Source organism: Pseudomonas sp. EL_65y_Pfl1_R83, assembly GCF_963970695.1.
Classification (GTDB): Bacteria; Pseudomonadota; Gammaproteobacteria; order Pseudomonadales; family Pseudomonadaceae; genus Aquipseudomonas; species Aquipseudomonas tritici.
In genome coordinates this window covers 164,930-186,946 of sequence record NZ_CAXAQI010000012.1, presented here as the reverse complement: position 1 = coordinate 186,946, position 22,017 = coordinate 164,930, and the positions used below count along the sequence as shown (strand labels likewise).

General features: G+C 61.4%; 19 protein-coding genes. 8 read left to right on the top strand and 11 right to left on the bottom strand.

Annotated features, from left to right (window positions below; translation table 11 throughout):
* Positions 1 to 194 precede the first annotated feature (194 nt).
* From AACY08_RS18470 to AACY08_RS18460, 3 genes are read right to left on the bottom strand one after another with little or no spacing between them, the layout of a single operon-like run.
* The gene (locus AACY08_RS18470; RefSeq protein ID WP_065874560.1) at positions 195 to 410 is read right to left on the bottom strand and encodes a DUF1289 domain-containing protein; all 216 of its coding nucleotides are present in this window, start codon (positions 408 to 410) and stop codon (positions 195 to 197) included.
* Positions 407 to 931 (bottom strand): gamma carbonic anhydrase family protein, encoded by a 525-nt coding sequence (locus AACY08_RS18465; RefSeq protein ID WP_339417316.1) that lies wholly within the window; start codon positions 929 to 931, stop codon positions 407 to 409. The genes AACY08_RS18470 and AACY08_RS18465 overlap by 4 nt, the downstream gene beginning before the upstream one ends.
* A 36-nt stretch (positions 932 to 967) precedes the next feature.
* Complete coding sequence (locus AACY08_RS18460; RefSeq protein WP_339470767.1) at positions 968 to 1,570, bottom strand: CoA pyrophosphatase; 603 nt, start codon at positions 1,568 to 1,570, stop codon at positions 968 to 970.
* Positions 1,571 to 1,719: 149 nt separating this feature from the next.
* On the opposite strand from AACY08_RS18460, the gene AACY08_RS18455 reads away from it, so the two are divergent.
* The 7 genes from AACY08_RS18455 (at position 1,720) to nagE (ending at position 10,200) form a co-directional block, all read left to right on the top strand.
* Complete coding sequence (locus AACY08_RS18455) at positions 1,720 to 2,268, top strand: NUDIX hydrolase (RefSeq protein WP_339417318.1); 549 nt, start codon at positions 1,720 to 1,722, stop codon at positions 2,266 to 2,268.
* Positions 2,269 to 2,288: 20 nt separating this feature from the next.
* Positions 2,289 to 2,792 carry a L,D-transpeptidase family protein gene (locus AACY08_RS18450; protein WP_339417319.1) on the top strand — a complete coding sequence of 168 codons (504 nt, stop codon included), beginning with the start codon at positions 2,289 to 2,291 and terminating at the stop codon, positions 2,790 to 2,792.
* A gap of 262 nt (positions 2,793 to 3,054) precedes the next feature.
* Positions 3,055 to 3,813 carry a GntR family transcriptional regulator gene (locus tag AACY08_RS18445; protein WP_339417320.1) on the top strand — a complete coding sequence of 253 codons (759 nt, stop codon included), beginning with the start codon at positions 3,055 to 3,057 and terminating at the stop codon, positions 3,811 to 3,813.
* 10 nt (positions 3,814 to 3,823) lie between these two features.
* Positions 3,824 to 4,930 carry an N-acetylglucosamine-6-phosphate deacetylase gene (gene nagA, locus AACY08_RS18440; RefSeq protein ID WP_339417321.1) on the top strand — a complete coding sequence of 369 codons (1,107 nt, stop codon included), beginning with the start codon at positions 3,824 to 3,826 and terminating at the stop codon, positions 4,928 to 4,930.
* The gene (locus AACY08_RS18435) at positions 4,911 to 5,933 is read left to right on the top strand and encodes an SIS domain-containing protein (RefSeq protein ID WP_339470766.1); all 1,023 of its coding nucleotides are present in this window, start codon (positions 4,911 to 4,913) and stop codon (positions 5,931 to 5,933) included. The genes nagA and AACY08_RS18435 overlap by 20 nt, the downstream gene beginning before the upstream one ends.
* 36 nt (positions 5,934 to 5,969) lie before the next feature.
* Positions 5,970 to 8,480 (top strand): phosphoenolpyruvate--protein phosphotransferase, encoded by a 2,511-nt coding sequence (gene ptsP, locus AACY08_RS18430; protein ID WP_339470764.1) that lies wholly within the window; start codon positions 5,970 to 5,972, stop codon positions 8,478 to 8,480.
* 22 nt (positions 8,481 to 8,502) lie between these two features.
* Complete coding sequence (gene nagE, locus AACY08_RS18425) at positions 8,503 to 10,200, top strand: N-acetylglucosamine-specific PTS transporter subunit IIBC (protein WP_339470762.1); 1,698 nt, start codon at positions 8,503 to 8,505, stop codon at positions 10,198 to 10,200.
* A 48-nt stretch (positions 10,201 to 10,248) separates the two neighbouring features.
* Here the strand turns inward: nagE and AACY08_RS18420 are convergent, their stop codons facing one another.
* The 5 genes from AACY08_RS18420 to purL form a co-directional block, all read right to left on the bottom strand.
* Entirely contained in the window at positions 10,249 to 10,512 is a 264-nt protein-coding gene (locus AACY08_RS18420; RefSeq protein ID WP_339470761.1) for a DUF6124 family protein, read from the bottom strand.
* Between the two features lie 358 nt (positions 10,513 to 10,870).
* On the bottom strand, positions 10,871 to 11,158 hold the full coding sequence (locus tag AACY08_RS18415; RefSeq protein ID WP_010207958.1) for a HigA family addiction module antitoxin: 288 nt from the start codon (positions 11,156 to 11,158) through the stop codon (positions 10,871 to 10,873).
* A gap of 14 nt (positions 11,159 to 11,172) precedes the next feature.
* Positions 11,173 to 11,451: a type II toxin-antitoxin system RelE/ParE family toxin gene (locus AACY08_RS18410; RefSeq protein WP_015885715.1), complete on the bottom strand. Its 279-nt coding sequence runs from the start codon at positions 11,449 to 11,451 to the stop codon at positions 11,173 to 11,175.
* 242 nt (positions 11,452 to 11,693) lie between these two features.
* Entirely contained in the window at positions 11,694 to 12,005 is a 312-nt protein-coding gene (locus AACY08_RS18405; protein WP_339470760.1) for an NGG1p interacting factor NIF3, read from the bottom strand.
* 4 nt (positions 12,006 to 12,009) lie between these two features.
* Positions 12,010 to 15,906, bottom strand: a complete 3,897-nt coding sequence (purL, locus tag AACY08_RS18400; RefSeq protein WP_339470758.1) for a phosphoribosylformylglycinamidine synthase — start codon at positions 15,904 to 15,906, stop codon at positions 12,010 to 12,012.
* A gap of 286 nt (positions 15,907 to 16,192) precedes the next feature.
* Here purL and mltF point away from each other — a divergent pair, with 286 nt between their 5' ends.
* On the top strand, positions 16,193 to 17,653 hold the full coding sequence (gene mltF, locus AACY08_RS18395; protein WP_339470757.1) for a membrane-bound lytic murein transglycosylase MltF: 1,461 nt from the start codon (positions 16,193 to 16,195) through the stop codon (positions 17,651 to 17,653).
* Between the two features lie 152 nt (positions 17,654 to 17,805).
* Here mltF and AACY08_RS18390 read toward each other — a convergent pair whose 3' ends face one another.
* From AACY08_RS18390 to AACY08_RS18380, 3 genes are all read right to left on the bottom strand, one after another.
* Positions 17,806 to 18,087 (bottom strand): PTS transporter subunit EIIB, encoded by a 282-nt coding sequence (locus tag AACY08_RS18390; protein WP_339470756.1) that lies wholly within the window; start codon positions 18,085 to 18,087, stop codon positions 17,806 to 17,808.
* Between the two features lie 2 nt (positions 18,088 to 18,089).
* Entirely contained in the window at positions 18,090 to 20,606 is a 2,517-nt protein-coding gene (gene ptsP / locus AACY08_RS18385; RefSeq protein WP_339470755.1) for a phosphoenolpyruvate--protein phosphotransferase, read from the bottom strand.
* A 141-nt stretch (positions 20,607 to 20,747) separates the two neighbouring features.
* Complete coding sequence (locus tag AACY08_RS18380) at positions 20,748 to 21,968, bottom strand: maltoporin (protein ID WP_339470753.1); 1,221 nt, start codon at positions 21,966 to 21,968, stop codon at positions 20,748 to 20,750.
* Positions 21,969 to 22,017 lie beyond the last annotated feature (49 nt).

Sequence of the window (22,017 nt, the reverse complement as noted above, 5' to 3'; positions counted from 1 at the left end):
CCCACTCGGGTGCTGACACACCAGTGCTGGCTACGGCCTTTGCCCCGCACGCGTTCTATAACCTTACGATGAACCAGTTTGATGCGCGACAGCGCTACGTCGAAGATGTAGTGGGGCCTCCCACATTCGACCGCGTTTAACCTGTTGGAACGCGGTCAAAATGTGGGAGCTGGCTTGCCTGCGATAGCGGTCTATCAGCCGCCAGGTTTCCCGGAAACCATAAACACCAACCCACCCGCCACCGCCCGCTCATGGCACAACCCCAACACCACCCGGCGCTCGGCATTGTCCATGCGGCTCCACCGCGTAATCTCATCTACCGTGCGCTGGCAGCCAGTACAAATATCGTCGTCATCCAATGCGCAAATGCTCACGCACGGCGACGCGACAGGGCGTTCACTCGGGTTCATTCTTCCTGCTCAACCAAGTCACGCGCATAACGCTGCGAGTTATGCACATAGTGCGCAGCGCTGGCTTCAAGCATGCGTTTTTGCGCGTCGGTCAACGCCCGCACCACCTTGCCTGGCGACCCCATCACCAGCGAACCATCAGGAATTTCCTTGCCCTCGCCGATCAGCGAGTTGGCGCCGATGATGCAGTGCTTGCCGATCTTCGCGCCGTTGAGGATCACCGCGTTAATGCCGATCAGGCTGTAATCATCCACCGTGCAACCGTGCAGCATGGCGTTATGACCAATGGTCACGCCGGTGCCCAGGGTCAGCGGGTAGCCCATGTCGGTGTGCATTACGCTACCATCCTGCACATTGCTGTTCTTGCCGATCAGGATCAGTTCGTTGTCGCCGCGCAACACCGCGTTGAACCAGACGTTGGCGCCCTCCTCCAGCTTGACCTTGCCCACCAGCGTGGCATTCGGTGCCACCCAGCTCTGTGGATGAGTCTCGACGCGGGCGTCGCCCAGGCGATATTTCATGATTTTCCCTCACGGCGTTGCCATTCAAACGATGGCTTAGATATTGATGAAGCTCTTGGGTGGCTGGTGCAGGCTGATGTTGGCGTCGTCATAGAGCAAATTGATCAGCTCGACGATCATGATCGCCGTCAGCCCCCAGATCTTGTATTCGCCAAACCGATAGCTGGGTACGTACCAACTGCGGCCCTGGTAATCGATTCGGTGGGTATGTTCGCGCGGGTCCTGTCGGAAAAAGTCCAAAGGCACGCTGAAAACAGCGGCAATCTCGGCATCATTGGCCAGGTATTCGACGTAATCGGGGATGACGCCTACATAAGGCGTGACCCGAATGCCGTGCAGGGAGATCAAAGGGCTCAGCGGGCCGATCACTTCGACCAGCCCAGGCGGCAGGCCGATTTCTTCTTCGGCCTCGCGCAGCGCGGTGAAGATCAGGTCCGGGTCTTCGGGGTCGCGGCGCCCGCCGGGAAAGGCCACTTCGCCACCATGGGTCGACAGGCCACTGGCGCGCAGGGTCAGGATCAGCTCAGGTTCGTCACTGCGGGTAATCGGCACCAGCACCGCGGCCTCGGGGAAACGCCCGTCAGTTTCCAGCATGTGGGGGGTGTGATTGCTTACCCGGCGAAGTAGCTCGTCCAGCATGAGTCATCTCGGTCTGTTGCCTACCTTGCATCATGCACCAAAGCTCGCGGGTGCCCAAGCCCAAAACCCGCGTAGTGTCGCTAAACGACAACTTGTTGCAGCGCCCTGCCCGTCACGCCAAGATAGACGCACTTTCCAGGAACCCCAGCATGAATTTCTGCAGCCAGTGCGGTAAACCGGTTTCCCAGCGCATCCCCGAAGGCGACGGCCGCCTGCGCTTTGTGTGTGATCACTGCCAAACCATTCACTATCAGAACCCCAACATCGTTGCCGGCACGGTGCCGGTGTGGGGCGAAAAAGTGCTGCTGTGCCGCCGTGCCATCGAGCCGCGCCTGGGTTACTGGACCCTGCCCGCCGGTTTCATGGAAAACGGCGAGACCGTCGAACAGGCCGCCGCCCGCGAAACCCTGGAAGAAGCCTGCGCGCGCGTGCACAACATGGCCATTTACACGCTGATTGACGTGCCGCATATCAACCAGGTGCATATCTTCTACCGCGCCGACCTGCTCGACCTGGACTTTGCCGCAGGCCCCGAAAGCCTGGAAGTGCAGTTGTTCGACGAAGCCGACATCCCCTGGTCCGAGCTGGCTTTCCGCACGGTCGGGCGGACCCTGGAATACTTTTTCGCTGACCGCCGACAGCAATCCTTCCCGGTGCGCAGCGAGGCTGTACCGCCGCTGGGCAAGTCCGCCCCATGACACTAGGGATACCCGTTTCAATGCGTTGGTTGCTTGCTCTTATCTGCCTGTCGTTCGCGAACCTGTCGTCGGCCGCCACCGTAGAAACCCTGGGCGGCAAAACCGTCGAAAAAGTCCTGGTGCTCAAGTCCGCCCATCAGTTGCAACTGATCAACGACGGCAAGCCCATCAAGACCTACCGCATTTCCTTGGGCAAGAACCCCAAGGGCCACAAGCTGATCGAGGGCGACCGCCGCACACCAGAGGGCCTCTACTGGCTCGACTGGCGCAAGACCAGCGACCGCTTCAACCTGGCCATGCACATCTCCTACCCGAATATCAGCGACGCCGCCCGCGCTCGCCGCGAAGGCGTGAAGCCGGGCAGCATGATCATGATCCACGGCACCCCCGACACCGAGGATTACCCGGAACAGTGGTTTCACACTCTGGACTGGACCGACGGCTGCATCGGCATGCGCAACGTGGATATGCGTGAAGTGTGGAACCTGGTCAAAGACGGCACCCTGATCGAGATTCGTCCGTAATCTCGTACCGTTCGTAAAATAATTCAAAAAAAATTCCTGCCCCAGCCGGCGCCTGCCGGTGAATACCAGTTCACCAGGCCGGGCTGCACAGTTCTGCGCGCGATACAGACCTCTCTAATACCACTTGATACCAGGCCCCATTGCAGGGCCCTTAAACCATTGCTTGCACCGTTTTGGCTGCATTGACATGGTATTTAAGTGGTATTAATTTTCGGCCATTACCGGGCGACAACACTCCAATAACGCATCGGAAACCTGACAGATGAATCCCATCCTGGCCCTGCGCCCTGACGATAAACAATCCACGCCGCTGTACCTGCAATTGGCGCGCAAACTGGAAGCGGCGATCCATGCCGGCCAGTGGACGTCGGAACAGGCACTGCCGTCGGAACGCGTGCTCAGCGAGCAACTGAGCATCTCGCGAGTGACCGCTCGCAAAGCGCTGGAAGTGTTGTTTGCCCAAGGACTGATCCGCCGCAATCAAGGCTCCGGCACCTTTATTTCGCCACGCTTGGAACAGCCGCTGTCACGCTTGTCGGGGTTCAGCGAGATGTTGCGGCTCAAGGGCTTTGTGCCCACTTCCCAATGGCTGGAGCGCGAAATTACCCAGCCGACCCACGAAGAACTGATTCGCCTGGGGTTGTCGCCCGCCGACAAAGTGGCGCGCCTCAAGCGTTTGCGTAAGGCCGACGACACGGTGATGGCAATTGAAATGACCACCCTGCCCGCCTCGGTGCTGCCGCATCCGCAAGCCATTGGCAATTCGCTGTACGAATACCTGGAAGGCATCGGCAAACCTGTGGTGCGTGCCCTGCAGCACATCCAGGCGATCAACGCCTCGGATGAGTTCGCCAAGCTGGTGGGCATCGCCCCCGGCACCGCCATGCTGCTGATGACCCGGGTGGGCTACACCGCCGATAACACGCCCATCGAAATTACCGACACCTACTGCCGCAACGACTACTACGACTTCGTCGCAGAGCTGCGCCGCCATGATTACTCCGCTGAACTGCGACTCTAGAGAACTGCCCATGTCCGAAGACAATATCCTCACGCCCGCCGGCTGGATTCGCGGCCGGCTGGTGCACGAACACGGCAAGGTAACCGCCATTGACGGCGTGCCCTGCGACCCGGCGGAAAACGATTTGCCTTACCTGCTGCCTGGCTTTATCGACCTGCACGTGCACGGCGGTGGCGGCAAAGACATCATGGAAGGCTTGGAGGCCTTCGAGACGATTACCCGCACACACGTGCGTTTTGGTACGACCTCGCTGCTGGCTACCACCATGACTGCACCGGTCGACGAGATTTCCAGCGTGCTCGGCCAACTCGGCAGCTTCTGCGAGCAGCGCCCGACAGGCAGCGCCCGCGTACTCGGTGTGCATTTGGAAGGGCCCTACATCAATCCGGGAAAACTCGGCGCCCAACCCAATTTCGCCCACACCGCGTTGATGGCAGAAGTGGAAGCCTACCTGCGCCTGGCGCCGATCCGCGTGATCACCATCGCCCCGGAAATCGCCGGGCACGACGCTCTGATCCGCGCCCTCAGCGAACGCGGTGTGCGCATGCAGATCGGCCACACACTCGGCAGCTATGAAGAAGGTGTTGCAGCCCTTGCCGCCGGCGCCACCAGCTTCACCCATTTGTACAACGCCATGAGCCCGCTGCATCACCGCGAGCCCGGCATCGTCGGCGCGGCCCTGGCTCACGCGAAATATGCAGAACTGATCCCGGACCTGCTCCACGTGCACCCCGGCGCCATGCGCGTGGCGCTGCGTTCGATCCCGTGCCTGTATTGCGTCACCGATTCCACCGCCGCCGCCGGCATGCCCGATGGCGAGTACAAGCTGGGCAGCCACACCGTGACCAAATGCCTGGGTGGCGTGCGCCTGGCCGACGGCACCCTGGCCGGCAGCACGCTGACCATGGACCAGGCGCTGCGCAACCTGGTGAAAATCGGCCTGCCCATCAGCGAAGCCTCACAACGCCTGTCGCAATTTCCTGCGGACTACCTGGGCCTGGAAGAACGCGGCCGCCTGCAAACCGGCAGCTTTGCCGACTGCGTACGCCTGGACCGCTCCCTGATACTCACCGACGTAATGGTCGAAGGAGAAACCATTGACTTCAAAAATGCTTGAAGAGGCCCTGGCCTCCTGCGACGCCGTCGCCGCCCAACTGCAACGCCTGGACCCGGCGCTGGAAGAAATCGCCGGCCGCCTGCGCCGTCAGCCGCCACACGTGGCGATGACCATCGCGCGTGGCAGCTCGGACCATGCCGCCAGCTTCTTCGCCTACTTGGCCATGCAGCATGTGGGCATTCCGGTGGCGTCATTGCCCATGTCGGTGGTGACCTTGCTGCAGGCGCCGATGAAAGTCAGCGGCCAGGTGGTGTTTGGTTTCTCCCAGTCGGGCCAGAGCCCGGACCTGGTCAACAGCCTGCGCCTGCTGCGCAAGCGCGGCGCCTTGAGCATTTCGCTGGTCAACGCCGAAGACTCGCCGCTGGAAGCCGCCTGCGAGTTTCATATACCGCTGTGTGCAGGCCCGGAACAGAGCGTGGCCGCGACCAAGAGTTTTATCGCCACCCTCAGCGCCATTGCGCAATTGATCGGCCACTGGAACGGCGACGCCGAGCTGCTGCAAGCCTGTCGCGCCCTGCCCGATGACCTGCGCGCCGCCGCCCAACAGGACTGGAGCATCGCCATCGATGCCCTGCGCGACTGCCAGCAACTGATGGTCATCGGCCGAGGCGCCGGTTTTGCCATCGCCCAGGAAGCCGCGCTCAAGCTCAAGGAAACCTCGGCGATCCAGGCCGAGGCCTTCAGCAGCGCCGAGGTGCGTCACGGCCCAATGGCCCTGATTGGCGACAACTACCCATTGCTGGTTTTTGCCCCACGCGGTGCCGAGCAAGCCGGCCTGTTGAGCCTGGCCGCCGATATGCGCCAGCGCGGTGCACGCGTTTTGCTGGCCGCGCCGGACGATATCGCCGAGCGCGACCTGCCCCTGAGCCGCGCCGAACACCCAAGTCTGGACCCGCTCCTGGCGATCCAGAGCTTTTACGTCATGGCTGCGGGTTTAGCCGAAGCCCGGGGCATGAATCCCGACCAGCCACGCCACCTGAGCAAAGTCACTCGCACTCACTGAGTCGATTGCCGTGTTTTCCTGATGAGTACCGTGCCGATGTCCAAGAACAATAATGATCTGACCCTCAGCGCTCCCCTCACCGGGCCGGTGCTGGCCCTGGGCAACGTTCCCGACGAAGTGTTCGCCAGCGGCGCGATGGGCGACGGCATTGCCATCGACCCGCTGAACGATTGCCTGCACGCACCGTGTGACGGGGTGATCATCCATGTCGCCCGCACCGGGCATGCGCTGACCATTCGCGCCGATAACGGCGCCGAAGTGTTGATGCATGTGGGCATCGACACGGTCGAGCTGAAGGGCGAAGGCTTTGCCTTGTTGGTGAAGGACGGCGCGCGGGTCAGCAAGGGCCAGGCGTTGGTGCAGTTTGACCTGGACCGCATTGCGCGCCAGTGCAAGAGCCTGGTCAGCCTGATCATCCTGACCAATGGCGAGCGCTTCGAGTTGCGCGCGGTAGCGGGGAAAACGGTCAAGGTCGGCGAGCCGCTGGTGCAGATCGTGGCGCGTTCGGCGGCGTCGGCTCAAGCGCCTGTGGATAACTCGGAAGCTGAAGCCAGCGCTAACGTGCGCATCACCCATCGGGGCGGTTTGCATGCGCGCCCGGCGGCATTAGTGCGCAAGGCCGCCCAGGGTTTCAGCAGCCAGGCACAGCTGCAGTTCGGCGATAAGTCGGCGTCGTGCGACAGCCTGATTGGCTTGATGGGTTTGGGCATTGGCGAGGGTGACGAAGTCCGTGTGAGCTGTCGCGGCAAGGATGCAGAGGCCGCGTTGCAGGCGTTGGTCGCGGCCTTGTCCGCTGCTATCAAAGAAGAACACCACACCCCTGCCATCGTCGCGCCACGCCGGGCAAATACCGAAGTCGGCGTGTTGCAAGGCGTGTGTGCTGCGCCGGGGTTGGTCTGCGGGCCGCTGTTCCGCCTGACCGGCATCGAACTGCCAGCCGACACCGGCAACCATTCTGCCGACGAACAACTGCAACACCTGGACGCTGCGCTGGAGCAAGTGCGCAGTGAAATCCGCACGACACTGGAGCACGCCCGCCAGCGTAAGAACGTCGAGGAAGAGGACATCTTCGCGGCGCATCTCGCCTTGCTGGAAGACCCGACACTGCTGGAAGCGGCCACCGGCGCCATCGAAAACGGCAGCGCCGCTACCCACGCCTGGCGCAATGCGATCCAGGCGCAATGCGCGGTGTTGCTGGCCTTGGGCAAACCCCTGTTCGCCGAACGTTCAAATGATCTACGGGATTTGCAACAACGCGTATTGCGCGCACTGCTGGGGGAAGCCTGGCACTTCGAATTGCCTGCAGGTGCGATCGTCAGCGCCCATGAGTTGACGCCGTCGGACCTGCTGCAATTGAGTGCCCAGGAGGCTGCCGGCATCTGCATGGCCGAAGGCGGCGCCACGTCCCATGTGGCAATCCTGGCCCGTGGCAAAGGCTTGCCGTGTGTGGTCGCACTGGGCGCCGACGTGCTCGACGTGCCCCAAGGCCAACGCGTGGTACTCGACGCCGTCAACGGCCGTCTGGAATTGGAGCCCACCGAAGCGCGTCACGCCGAAGTGCACCAGATTCGCGACGCGCAAAAGCTGCGCCGCCAACAGCAACAGGCCCAGGCCCAAGAGCCGGCGAACACCCTTGATGGCGTGACCATCGAAGTCGCCGCCAACGTCGCCTCCAGTGCCGAAGCCCAGGTGGCCTTTGAAAACGGCGCTGATGGCGTCGGCCTGCTGCGCACCGAATTTCTCTTCGTCGACCGCTGCACCGCGCCGGATGAGCAGGAACAACGTCACGCCTATCAGGCAGTGCTGGATGCCATGGGCGACAAGTCCGTGATCATCCGCACCATCGATGTGGGTGGCGACAAGCAGCTCGACTACTTGCCACTACCTGTCGAAGCTAACCCGGTGCTGGGCCTGCGCGGTATTCGCCTGGCTCAGGTCCGCCCCGACGTGCTCGACCAGCAATTGCGTGCCCTGCTGCAAGTAAGCCCGCTGGCGCGGTGCCGCATCCTGCTGCCGATGGTCAGCGAAGTGGATGAGCTGCTGCACATCCGCCAGCGCCTGGATGAACTGTGCGTAGAGCTGGAACTGACCCAACGCCCCGAACTCGGTGTGATGATCGAAGTGCCCGCCGCCGCACTGATGGCCGACCAGTTGGCCAAGCACGCAGACTTCCTGTCCATCGGCACCAATGACCTGTCCCAGTACACCCTGGCGATGGACCGCGACCACGCCGGCCTCGCCGCGCGGGTCGACGCGTTGCACCCGGCGCTGTTGCGGCTGATCGCCCAGACCTGTGCAGGGGCTGCGAAACACGGGCGCTGGGTGGGTGTATGTGGCGCCCTCGCCTCCGACCCGCTGGCTACGCCGGTGCTGATCGGCCTGGGCGTCAGCGAACTGTCGGTGAGCCCGCCGCAGATCGGCGAAATCAAGGACCGCGTCCGCCACCTGGACGCAGCGCAATGCCGGCAATTAAGCCAAGGCCTGCTCGACCTGAGCTGCGCAGAGGCCGTTCGCCAAGCCTGTCAACACCACTGGCCGTTGAGCTGATAACAACAAAAGGAGACACGCCATGTACCCACACTTCATCGAAGGCCTGCAACGCCTGGGCCGTGCACTCATGTTGCCGATTGCGATCCTGCCGATTGCCGGCCTGCTGCTGCGCCTGGGCGACACCGACCTGCTGAACATCGCGGTGATGCACGACGCCGGGCAGGCGATCTTCGCCAACCTGGCACTGATCTTCGCCATCGGCATCGCCGTGGGCTTCGCCCGCGACAACAACGGCACAGCGGGGTTGGCCGGGGCGATTGGTTACCTGGTGATGGTCTCCACGCTCAAGGTGATGGACACGTCCATCAACATGGGCATGCTCGCCGGTATCGCCAGCGGCTTGATGGCGGGCGGGCTGTATAACCGCTTCAAGGACATCAAGCTGCCGGAGTACCTGGCGTTCTTTGGTGGGCGGCGGTTTGTGCCGATTGTTACCGGGTTCAGCGCGGTCGGGCTGGGGGTGATCTTTGGTTTGATCTGGCCGCCGATCCAGCAAGGCATCAACAGCTTTGGCGTGCTGCTGATGGAAAGCGGCAGCATTGGCGCCTTCGTGTTTGGCGTGTTTAACCGCCTGCTGATCGTCACTGGCCTGCACCATATCCTCAACAATATGGCGTGGTTTGTGTTTGGCACCTTTACCGATCCGGCGACCGGTGCGGTAGTGACCGGCGACCTCACCCGCTACTTCGCGGGCGACCCGAAAGGCGGCCAGTTCATGACCGGCATGTTCCCGGTGATGCTGTTCGGCCTACCTGCCGCGTGCCTGGCGATGTACCGCAATGCACTGCCGGAACGACGCAAGGTGATGGGCGGGATTTTCCTGTCGATGGCGCTGACCTCCTTCTTGACCGGGGTGACCGAGCCGATTGAATTTGCGTTCATGTTTCTTGCGCCGTTTCTGTACCTGATTCACGCCGTGCTGACGGGCTTGTCGATGGCTGTCACCAATATGCTGAATATCCACCTGGGGTTTACCTTCTCCGGTGGGTTTATCGACATGGTGCTGGGTTGGGGCAAGTCCACCAATGGTTGGTTGGTGTTCCCGGTTGGGCTGACTTATGCGGTGATTTACTACAGCGTGTTCAACTACTGCATTCGTCGCTTCAACCTGAAGACACCGGGCCGGGAAGATATCCAGGTGGTGCAGGCTGAGGTAATGACGGATAACCAGCGGGCCAGTGCCTACATCCGTGCGCTGGGCGGTTCGGCCAATCTGTTGAGTGTCGGCGCCTGTACGACGCGCCTGCGTTTGGACATGGTTGATCGCACCAAGGCGGTGGACTCGGAGCTCAAAGCACTGGGCGCCATGGCCGTAGTTCGGCCGGGGAACGGCGGGAGTTTGCAGGTGGTGGTCGGGCCGATGGCGGATAGCATTGCTGATGAGATTCGCTTGGCGATGCCGTCGTTTGTTGCCAGTGCACCGGTGACGGCTGCGCCTGTGGATAAGCCGGTGACGGTGAATGTGCAGGAGGCCGAGAAATGGCTGAGCGCGTTGGGTGGCCGCGGGAATGTGCGGGAGTTGGAAGCGGTGGCGATGACCCGGTTGCGGGTAGAGCTGGGGGATGATTCGGGGTTGTCTGAAGCTGATCTCACTGCGCTGGGTTGCCAAGGCGTCAGCCAGCTGGAAAGCGGTGTTTGGCACCTGTTGATTGGTGACAAGGCTTTAGGGTTGGGCGAGGCATTGGAGCGGTTGGTTACCCGTCCAATCAACGCCTGACCACTCTGTGGCGAGGGAGCTTGCTCCCTCGCCACAGAGTGGGTGGGGTCAGTTGCTGATCGGTACTTCCTGTAGGTCCAACACCCGATCGACCATCAACTGGATACCTTCTACCATCCGATGAATCCCCAGCACTGCATCTCGCTGCGGGCCGTCGACATCAAAAGCCAGATTGCCCGCCAGTGCCTGCACGGATGCCAGGTCTTGGGAAGCATTGGCGAGTAGGGTTTCGCTGTTCAGGTTGGGTAGTACGGTGAAGAGTTGGTCGGTGGGCTGAGAATCAGATGGAGGATTTGGACTGTTTTTGATCATGGTAAAACTCCTAACAAAAAGTGGGAGCTACCGACATCACTTGCAGATGATGGGTGGCAGCTGTGTACGGGTCTGCAAGACCGAGTTGTTAGGAACCTCGGCAGACCCGAGGGTCTCCCGCACACAGCCACCATGACTCAATAACCGCTGTATGAAAGCGGCATGATTATAGGTGCGCTGTTCAGCACTAACAAATTATCGGCGGGCTTGCAGTCCCGGTCACTGAATTGGCAGCGACTGGCAAAGGCTAGTGAGGTGAGTTCCGAGGGACAACCTGAAAGGCTCGTGGGAAATCTCCGAGAGCTCAAGATATCGCAGGCAACGAAAACCCGGCCAAAGCCGGGCTCTTTAATCTCGGTTACTCAATCCGAGCAAACCGCTCAATAACAGGCTGTTCTCTATGCTCTGCCTGCCACAGGTCATAACTGCTCTGCATTGAGAGCCACATCTGGGCCTTGCTGATGCCTGCGCGCTCAAGCCGCACAGCTAGATCAGGGCTAACAGGCGCATGCCCATGAAGAATTCTTGAAAAGGTTTCCCTAGCGAAACCCAGGCGTCGAGCAACTTCAGTGATCGTCATTCCAAGCCCGGGAATGACATCCTCAAGCAGTATTTCCCCTGGGTGAGGAGGATTGTGCATACCCATAAACAGACCCCTTCTCAGTGGTAATCCAGATAGTCGACCAGCTCGACTTGATCGTCATACATACGAAAAATGATGCGCCAGTTACCACTGATGCTCACTGACCAGTAGTCGACAAGATCTCCCTTCAAGCGATGGAAGCGCCAACCTGGCAGTTCCAGATCACTCCAATGAATCGCGCTATCTAAAATCAGCAAGACACGGCGCAAGCGATTCACGTGGTTGGCATTGATCCCTTTCGTTGAGCCCGTTTCATAAAAGATGCGAAGGCCTTTATGTTTCCAACTAACGATCATGGCGCGATTGTGACGTTATACATCACGCCCTGCAATAGCCGCATATCAGTTCTGGTCGTCAGACTCATAACATTCCACCACTGAGAAAATGCAAAGCAGGGAGGCTAGGGAGAGGAGTTCCGAGGGACAACCTGAAAGGCTTGTGGGAAAGATCTGAGGCGCCTGCGATGAGGCCCCACAGACAACAAGAAACCCGCTGACCATACTGGCCCAGCGGGTTTCTTGTTTTTGCAGCGTGCGAGTTAAAAATCCGCCAACTGCCACACCTCATACGCCGGTGTCTCATACGGGTGGCTAAGCTTGAGTGCAGCCACGACCGCCACGATCAACTCATCCGCCACCACCAGCTCAACCTTCCATTCTTCAACCACTTCAACCTGGCCCACCTGCCCAATAAACGGCTGGCTGCCGTCCATTGCGCGAAATTGACCCTGGCCCAGCACTTGCCAGGCGCAGCTGTCGTAGCTGCCGATGCGCCCGCCGCCAGCGGCGAAGACGGCGGCTTTCACCGTCTCCACATGGCTGTCGGGCACGAAGAAGGCGAGCTTGTACACCGTCTTAGTTCACCCACGCGCGTGCGTTGCGGAACATGCGCATCCAGGCGCCGTCTTCGCTCCACTCCTCCGGGCGCCACGAGTTTTGCACGGCGCGGAAGACACGCTCCGGGTGCGGCATCATGATGGTCACGCGACCGTCGCGGCTGGTGAGGCCGGTGATCCCGCGCGGCGAGCCGTTCGGGTTGGCCGGGTAGGTCTCGGTGACCTTGCCGTGGTTGTCGACGAAACGCAGCGCCACGGTGCCGGACAAGTCGGCTGCGAGCAGGGCTTCTTCGCTGGCGAACTCGGCATGGCCTTCACCGTGGGCGATGGCGATGGGCATGCGCGAACCGGCCATGCCTTGCAGGAAGATCGAGTTGGATTCCTGCACCTGCACCATGGCAACACGGGCTTCGAACTGCTCGGAACGGTTGCGCACAAAGTGCGGCCAGAACTCACTGCCCGGAATCAGTTCGCTGAGGTTAGACATCATCTGGCAACCGTTGCACACACCCAGGGTGAAGCTGTCGTTGCGCTCGAAGAAACCCTGGAACGCGTCGCGGGCACGGCTGTTGAACAGGGCCGATTTGGCCCAGCCTTCACCGGCACCCAGCACGTCGCCGTAGGAGAAGCCGCCGCAGGCGACGAGGCCTTTGAACTCATTGAGGTCAACGCGACCGGCGAGAATGTCGCTCATGTGCACGTCGATCGCATTGAAGCCGGCGCGGTCGAACGCGGCCGCCATTTCCACCTGGCCGTTGACGCCCTGCTCACGCAGAACCGCAACGTGTGGACGAATGCCTTTCTTGATGTAAGGCGCGGCGATGTCCTGGTTGACGTCGAAGCTGAGCTTGGTGCTCAGGCCCGGGTTGTCTTCTTCCAGGATCAGGTCGAACTCCTGCTCAGCGCACTCGACGTTGTCACGCAGACGCTGGATCTGGAAGCTGGTCTCGGCCCACTGGCGTTGCAGCAAGCGGCGCTGGCCGGCAAACACGGTGTCGCCGTTGAAAGATATGTTGATCTCGCCGTTGTTGATCGGCTGGCCGATCACTGCCACGCAGTCGTCCAGGCCGGCGGCGCTGAACTGGGCGAGTACGTCTGGGGTCGCGTCCTGGCGCACCTGGATCACGGCGCCCAGCTCTTCGTTGAACAGGATGCCGTTGATTTCAGACGCATCCTCGGCAACGCTGTCGAGCACGATGTTCAGGCCGCAGTGACCGGCGAAAGCCATTTCCACGACGCTGGTCAGCAAGCCGCCATCGGAACGGTCGTGGTAGGCCAGCAGGTGGCCGTCGGCATTCAGGCCCTGGATCACGGCGAAGAAGGCTTTGAGGTCTTCGGCGTCGTCGACATCCGGCGCGTGCTTGCCGAGCTTGCCATGGGTCTGTGCCAGGATCGACGCGCCCATGCGGTTCTGGCCACGGCCGAGGTCGATCAGGATCAGGTCGGTGGTGCCCTTGTCCATGCGCAGTTGCGGGGTCAGGGTGTGGCGGATGTCGGTGACCGGTGCAAAACCGGTAACGATCAGCGACAGCGGCGAGGTGACGCTCTTGTCGGTGCCGTCTTCGTTCCAGCGGGTGGCCATGGACATGGAGTCCTTGCCTACCGGAATGGTGATGCCCAGCTCCGGGCACAGCTCCATGCCGACTGCTTTAACCGTGTCATACAGGCGTGCATCTTCACCCGGGTGACCGGCAGCGGACATCCAGTTGGCCGACAGTTTGATGTCGGACAATTTACCGATACGCGAAGCCGCGATGTTGGTGAGGGTTTCACCAATCGCCATGCGGCCCGACGCCGGAGCGTCCAGCAGGGCCAGCGGCGTACGCTCGCCCATGGCCATGGCTTCACCGGTGTAGACGTCGAAGCTGGTGGCGGTGACGGCAACGTCTGCCACCGGAACCTGCCACGGGCCGACCATTTGGTCACGGGCAACCAGGCCAGTGATGGTGCGGTCGCCGATGGTGATCAGGAAGCTTTTGCTCGCCACGGCTGGGTGGTGCAGCACGCGTTCGATGCTGTCGGCCAGCTCCAGGGGGCTTGGGTCGAAATCATCGCCCAGCTCGGCTTCACGCACGGCCGAACGGTGCATGCGCGGGGCTTTGCCCAGCAGCACTTCGAGCGGCATGTCCACCGGGCTGTTGCCGAAGTGGCTGTCGGTGACGGTCAGTTGCGGCTCGGCCGTGGCTTCGCCGACCACGGCAAACGGGCAACGCTCGCGTTCGCAGATGGCCTGGAAGCGCGCGAAGTCTTCAGGGCCAACGGCCAGAACGTAGCGTTCCTGGGATTCGTTGCTCCAGATTTCGTGCGGGGCCATGCCCGGTTCGTCGTTTGGAATGTTGCGCAGTTCGAAACGGCCGCCACGGTCGCCATCGTTGACCAGTTCCGGGAAGGCGTTGGACAAACCACCGGCGCCGACGTCGTGGATGAAGCTGATCGGGTTCTTGTCACCTAACTGCCAGCAACGGTCGATGACTTCCTGGCACCGGCGCTCCATCTCTGGGTTCTCGCGCTGTACCGAAGCGAAGTCCAGGTCCGCCGAGCTGGTGCCGGTGGCCATGGAGGACGCTGCGCCGCCGCCCAGGCCGATCAACATCGCCGGGCCGCCGAGGACGATCAGCTTGGAGCCGACCAGGATCTCGCCTTTCTTGACGTGTTCTTCACGGATGTTGCCCATGCCGCCGGCCAACATGATCGGCTTGTGGTAGCCGCGCACTTCATCGCCACGCGGGGTGGTGATGGACTGTTCGAAGGTACGGAAATAACCGGTCAACGCCGGACGACCGAATTCGTTGTTGAACGCGGCGCCGCCCAGCGGGCCTTCGATCATGATGTCGAGCGCGGTCACGATGCGCTCAGGCTTGCCGTACGGCACTTCCCACGGCTGTTCGAAGCCGGGGATCTGCAGGTTGGACACGGTGAAACCGGTGAGGCCAGCCTTGGGCTTGGCGCCACGGCCGGTAGCACCTTCGTCGCGGATTTCGCCGCCTGAACCGGTGGCTGCGCCAGGGAACGGGGCAATCGCGGTCGGGTGATTGTGGGTTTCAACCTTCATCAGGATGTGCACCGGCTCCTGCACCGCGCCATACTGGCGGGTATCAGGGTCCGGGAAGAAACGGCCGGCAACAGAGCCGACGATGACCGAGGCGTTGTCCTTATAAGCAGACAGAACGCCTTCGCTGTGCATCACGTAGGTGTTCTTGATCATGCCGAACAGGCTTTTTTCCTGGCTCTCGCCGTCGATGTCCCAACTGGCGTTGAAGATCTTGTGACGGCAGTGCTCGGAGTTGGCCTGGGCAAACATCATCAGTTCGATGTCGTGAGGGTTGCGCTTCAAGCCGTTGAAGGCGTTGACCAGGTAGTCGATCTCGTCTTCGGCCAGGGCCAGGCCCAACTCGGTGTTGGCCTTCTCAAGGGCGGCGCGGCCACCGCCGAGCACGTCAATCGCGGTCAGCGGCTTGGGCTCGGCGTGGCTGAACAGGCCGGCAGCCTGTTCCATCTGGCTGACGATGATCTGGGTCATGCGGTCGTGCAGGCTGCTGGCGATCAACTCGGCGTCGGCATCGCTGAACTGGCCTGCGACATAGAAGGCAATACCACGCTCCAGGCGCTGGATTTTTTCCAGGCCACAGTTACGGGCGATATCGCTGGCCTTGCTCGACCAGGGCGAAATGGTGCCGAACCGTGGCAGAACCAGAAACAAGCGGCCATTGGGCTCTTGAACGGGAACGCTCGGGCCGTACTTCAGAAGGCGTGCGAGCACTTGCTGTTCGTCGGCGGCCAACACGCCGGTAACGTCGGCGAAGTGAGCAAATTCAGCATACAGGCCTGTAACCGCTGGAACCTTCTGGCTCAGTTGCTCAAGGAGTTTGCTGTGGCGAAAGGCAGAAAGGGCAGGAGCGCCGCGCAGGATCAACATCTTCGGGACAGCCTCGGGAAGGGGTGTGCTTTGAGGCCGTGCATTCTAGCGTAAACCGCCGCCAACGGCACCCGAAACGCTACCGGTGGCGACTGCCAGACGTCAGTTGGCCGGATTGCACCGCTTTTGAGGGGGCGTACGGGGTATTCCGCGCAGTTATTTTAACCGTCACAATCCCTCGCCAAGCCCCGTTTCTGCGGGCTACAGCACAGTTTTGCACGCGCTAGCAGACAAGTCCCGCGCTGTCGAGATATGGCGCCGTGAGCCGTTTGCGTATACTGCGCAGATGTTCTCCCCAACTGCTTTGCGCCCGCGATGCGCCAAATGGCTTATCGCAACCGGACTCTTCCTGATGCTCAGCGCCTGTGTTGATAAGCCCAGCACGCTCGAGCGAATCAAGGAGGATGGCGTATTGCGGGTGATCACCCGAAACAGTCCGGCCACGTATTTCCAGGACCGCAACGGTGAAACCGGTTTCGAATACGAACTGGTCAAACGCTTTGCCGACGACCTGGGGGTAAAGCTGGAGATCGAGACCGCCGACAACCTGGATGACCTGTTTGGCCAGTTGGGCAAGCCCAACGGCCCGGTCCTCGCTGCCGCAGGCCTGGTCAGCAGCGAACAGCGCCGGACGCAGGTGCGTTTCTCCCACCCTTATTTAGAAGTCACCCCACAGATCATCTACCGCAATGGCCAGTCCCGCCCGACGAACGCGGCAGACCTGGTGGGCAAGAAGATCATGGTGCTCAAGGGCAGCACCCACGCCGAACAACTGGCGGCGCTCAAGAAGCAGAATCCTGCGATTGAATACGAAGAGTCCGACGCCGTTGAAGTCGTCGACCTGCTGCGCATGGTGGACGAGGGGCAAATCGACCTGACCCTGGTGGACTCCAACGAAGTCGCCATGAACCAGGTGTACTTCCCCAACGTGCGCGTGGCCTTCGACCTGGGCGATCCCAGCAATCAGAGCTGGGCCGTGGCGGCGGGTGAAGACAACAGCCTGCTCAACGAGATCAACAGTTACCTGGACAAGGTCGAGAAGAACGGCACCCTGCAGCGTCTCAAAGACCGCTATTACGGGCACGTCGATGTACTCGGCTACGTAGGCGCCTACACCTTTGCCCAGCATCTGCAGCAGCGGTTGCCCAAGTATGAGAAAAACTTCCGGGCCTATGCCAAGAAAGAGAAGGTCGATTGGCGCCTGTTGGCAGCCATTGGCTATCAAGAATCGCTGTGGCAACCGACCGTCACCTCCAAGACCGGCGTGCGCGGCCTGATGATGCTGACCCAGAACACCGCCCAGGCGATGGGCGTGTCCAACCGACTGGACCCCAAGCAAAGCATCATGGGCGGCGCCAAGTACCTGGCCAAGATCAAGGATGAACTGGACAACAGCATCGCCGAGCCGGATCGCACCTGGTTTGCCCTCGCCGCCTACAACGTGGGCAGCGGCCATCTGGAAGATGCGCGCACGCTGGCCAAGCGCGAAGGTTTGAACCCGAACAAGTGGCTGGATGTGAAGAAGATGCTGCCGCGCCTGTCGCAAAAGCAGTGGTACAGCAAGACGCGCTACGGTTATGCGCGCGGTGGTGAGCCGGTGCATTTTGTGGCGAACATCCGGCGGTATTACGACATTCTGACTTGGGTGACGCAGCCGCAGTTGGAAGGTAACCAGATGGTTGAGGGCAACCTGCACGTGCCGGGTGTGGATAAGACCAAGCCGCCGGAAGATAACTCGCCGTTGTAAGACACGCTATTCAAAACGCTGCAAAACCCTGTGGGAGCGGCGGTGCGACGATTCGACTTGCCCGCGATGGCGGCCTGGCAGTCGAAATACCCGCAGCCTGACACACCGCTATCGCGGGCAAGCCCGGCTCCCACATTGATCTGCGTTGATCTCTAGACCGAGCCCAGCCCGGTAAGCAGGTGCACGACCCCACCCGCCAACACCATCACCCCAGGCACACCCGCAGCCTTTAACGCTGCAGCATCCACTTTCGCAGCATCCTGCAACTGCACCCGCACCCGCGTCAGCGCCACCCGCTGCTGCGACTTGAGATTATCCGCGCCGCCCAACGCCCGCAGCACATCAGCCGACAACAAACCCGGCGCCGCTGCCGTCTCGGCAATCAAATCCGGCGTGAGGGCCTTCCAGAACGCCTGCTGCAATTTCTTGAACATGCTCAAAGCTCCACAACAGGTGAGGTTTCAACGGTAGCCGCGTGATATTGGCGCAATGCCTCACGCACCTGACCGGCTTCTTCCAGGCCGAGCACCTGGCGGGCAATGATCTGGCAGCCAGCCAGGTCCAGCTCGCGCACGGAGGCCTTGATGATGGGGATCAACGGCACGCTGACCGACAACTCATCCACACCCAGCCCGATCAGCACCGGCACCGCCAGCGCTTCGGACGCCAGTGCACCGCACACGCCGACCCACTTGCCATGAGCATGCGCGGCCTTGACCGTGGTGGCGATCAAGCGCAACACCGCCGGGTGGAAGCTGTCGGCCTGGCCGGCCAGGCGCGGATGGTCGCGGTCCATGGCGAGGGTGTATTGGGTCAAATCGTTGGTGCCGATAGAAAAGAAATCCACATGGGGCGCGAACACGTCCGCCATCAAGGCGGCAGACGGTACTTCAATCATGATCCCCAGCTTCGGCAGTTCAGTGAGCCCGAGCGCCAGCGCTTCCTCTTCGAGGATCTTACGGGCTAGGCGCAACTCCGACAGCAGGCTGACCATCGGCAACATGATATGCAACCGCGCAAAACCGGCACTGGCGAGGATCGCGCGGAACTGTTCGCGCAGCAACTCCGGGCGCTCCAGGCACAGGCGGATGCCGCGCAAACCGAGGAATGGGTTGGTCTCGGCGTCCATGGGCACATAGGTCAACGGTTTGTCGCCACCAACGTCGAGGGTGCGCACCACAAGGTTGCGCTCGGTGCCCAGGGCACGGGCGATCGCGGTGTAAGTCGCCGCTTGCTCGTCGGGGCTCGGCGCGCGGTTGCGGTCCAGGTAGAGAAATTCCGAGCGCAACAGGCCGACGCCTTCCCCGCCGAGGTTCAAGGACTGTTCCACCTGCGTCAACGAAGCCACGTTGGCGGTGACTTCGACGTGATGGCCGTCGCGGGTGGTTGCCGGTAGAGACGCGTGCGCCACGTCGCGCTGATGGCGCAGCGCCTGTTGCTTGCGCGCCGCCTCCAACTGTTCGATCTCGGCCAGGTTCGGCTCAAGGTGCAGCTCGCCTTTGTCGGCGTCGAGCAGGACCTGTGTGCCATTGGCCAACGCCAGCACTTGGGCCGACACACCGCAAATCGCTGGTAAACCCAGGGCGCGGGCGAGGATCGCGACGTGGCTGGTTGCGCCGCCGCCGACCGTGACGAAACCCAGCACCTTGCATGTATCCAGGCTGGCGGTCTGTGACGGCGTCAGTTGTTCAGCGATCAGGATAGCGCGTTCCGGCAAGTCCCAGGCGCTGTCTTGAATGCCGAGGATCAGTTTCAGCACGCGCTGGCCGACGTCGGCCAGGTCTGCCGCACGTTCGGCAAGCAGAGCATTGCCTGAGCCCTGGAACACGCTGGCCGTCGCGACTGTGGCACTGTTCCAGGCAAATACGGCGCTCTTGCCGTCAGCCAGCAGGCTGTGGGCTTGTTCCAGCAAGGTTGGGTCTTCGAGCAGTTCCTGATGTGCCCGGAAGATCTCTGCCTGGGCACTGCCGGCGGCCTTGTCTTGCAGAGCTTGCAGCGCTTCGGTTGCAGCCAGCAGGCCACGCGCCAGGGCAGCACGTTCAGCGGTTTCACCCGTGCCGTGTTCAATGATAGCCAGCTCAGGCTCGGTCACTTGAACGACCTGGCCAAACGCCGAACCCGGTGACGCACACACGCCCCGCAGCAACGTTGCCGACAATACCGCCGCGACCGGCTCAGCAACGGTCGCAACCGCCTCCCCACAGCCTTCAGCCAACAAGGCCACCAGCGCGTTGATCGCCGCCTCGGCCTCCTCCCCTGCCGCGCTCACTTGCACGGTGTCGCCCTGCACGGTTTGCAACGCCATGATCGCTACTAGCGACTTCGCATTGGCGCTCTGGGTTTGCTTGTGCAGGTAGATGCTCGCATTGAAACCCTTCGCCGCCTGGGCGAGCACCGCCGCAGGGCGGGCGTGCAAACCGTTGGCGTTGGGCAAGGTCAGCGGTTTGGAGAACAGCGCATCGCCGCCCTCCTCGTCCAGCGTTTCAACAGTTTCACTTGGGGATAACTGCAACAACGGCTGGCCGACCGCCACAAGACCGTTCGCCAACAGGGTAAACGGCTCGCCGCTGACCACCAGCATCAAGGTCAGCAAACTGCGCGCATTGAGCGCCACATAATCGGCATCGAATTCGATCAGCGCTTGCCCGGCCTCCACCCGCTGGCCTTCCTGCACCTGCCGAGTGAAGCCCTGGCCTGCCAGGTTCACGGTGTCCAGGCCGATATGCATCAGCACTTGGACGCCGTTGTCGTCGGTGATGCTGACGGCATGCCCACTGTCCTGGATATTACTGATCACCCCGGCCAGTGGCGCGCAGAGGGTCTGCGACGTGGGGTCGATGCACAGGCCGTCGCCGATCAAGCGGCTGGAGAATACCGGGTCGGGCACCTTGTCCAACGCCAGCAGCACACCCGACAAGGGCGCCAGCAGTTCCAGGGGTTGAGTTGTGGTCATGGCTTCACCTGCTGTTTTGTTCTGTAAATATCATTGGCTGGATGCAAAAATTTGGAGTACCGACGATCAAAATGTGGGAGCGGCGGTACGACGATTCGACTTGCTCGCTCCCACATGTCTAGTCCGCGTGCACCCGTCTAGTTATTTCCACCAATATTCAACTTGCACACCAACGTTCGCCCCATGCCGCGCCGTGCCGTAGGAGCCGGTGTCTGACAACGCCGACCCCGCCGCCAATTCATTCGCCGCGCGCTTGGCCGCTTCGTTCCACGTTGCATAGGTGTAGTACAAGCGCACTTGCGGCCGCGCCCAGAAATCCGGGCCTTTGGGCGACCAGGTTGGTGCGAAGGTAAATTTGCTCAGCTTGCGCGTGCCGCCGCTGGCGTCAACCTGATCATGCCCAAGCTCGGTGACCAGCTTGAACTGCTCGCTGATGGCGTACGCCGGGCGCACACCGAGGGACATCCAGGTCTGATCCTGGCTGCCGGGACGAATGTCCTTCTGGTACACCGCCTCGATCTGCCCACCGAAACGCGGAGTCACCTGCCAGTCGAAAAACTCCACGGCGCGGTAACTTTTGCTGCTCTTATCCAGGAAGGTATTGCCGGTGTAACCCAGGCCAGTGCCTGGGCCTTCGCCATACTGCAAGGCAAGCTTGTTCTTGCCGCCCAGGAAAGGTTTTTGCACGTGCTGCGCGGTGATCGCCCAGCCGCTGTTGGTGTCACGCCCGCCCGCTTTTTCGATGTAGCTCAAGCCCAGCTCCAGCTCGCCGCCAGGGTTGGTCTTGAAGCCTGCGACGTTGAAGTCGTGACGGGTGGCGTATTCCTTCTGGTACAGGTTGTCCTTGCGGGAAATCGCGTAGCTGTACTTGAGGTCGCCGATCAGTACGTCCTCGATCCCCCCGCCCGTGGCGCTCTGGTTCCAGTAGTAGAAGTCGGAGATATGAATGTCGTTACGCTTGTAGTAACGCCGACCGGCCCACAGCGAGCCGCCATTGAGGCTGGGCAGGTTGGACCACTGCGCATACATCTGCGGCATGCGCGCGGTGCCGTTGTTCTCGCCCTGGAACTTCAGTTCACGGTCGTACTTGTTGTAGAGCGACGCCATGGCATCGACGCTGAGCACAGAGCCGTCGTCGAGGGTAACCAGGTCCTGGCGCAACTCCAGTTCGCCATACTGCTCGCATTCGTTACCCAGGCGGTACTTGGTTTGCGCGCCCGGCAGTTGGAAACATTGCTGTGGGCCGCTGCCCGTTGAAGTCCCCGCGCCACTGCGCACGTAACCGGCAAATTCCAAGGCTTGAGCGCCAATAGGCAGGCTTAAACAAGACGCAACGAGGCCCAGCTTTATTGTTGTTTTCATAAAGCACTCCGATATTTTTATTATGTTTTTTCAAAGCGCCCCGTGCTCC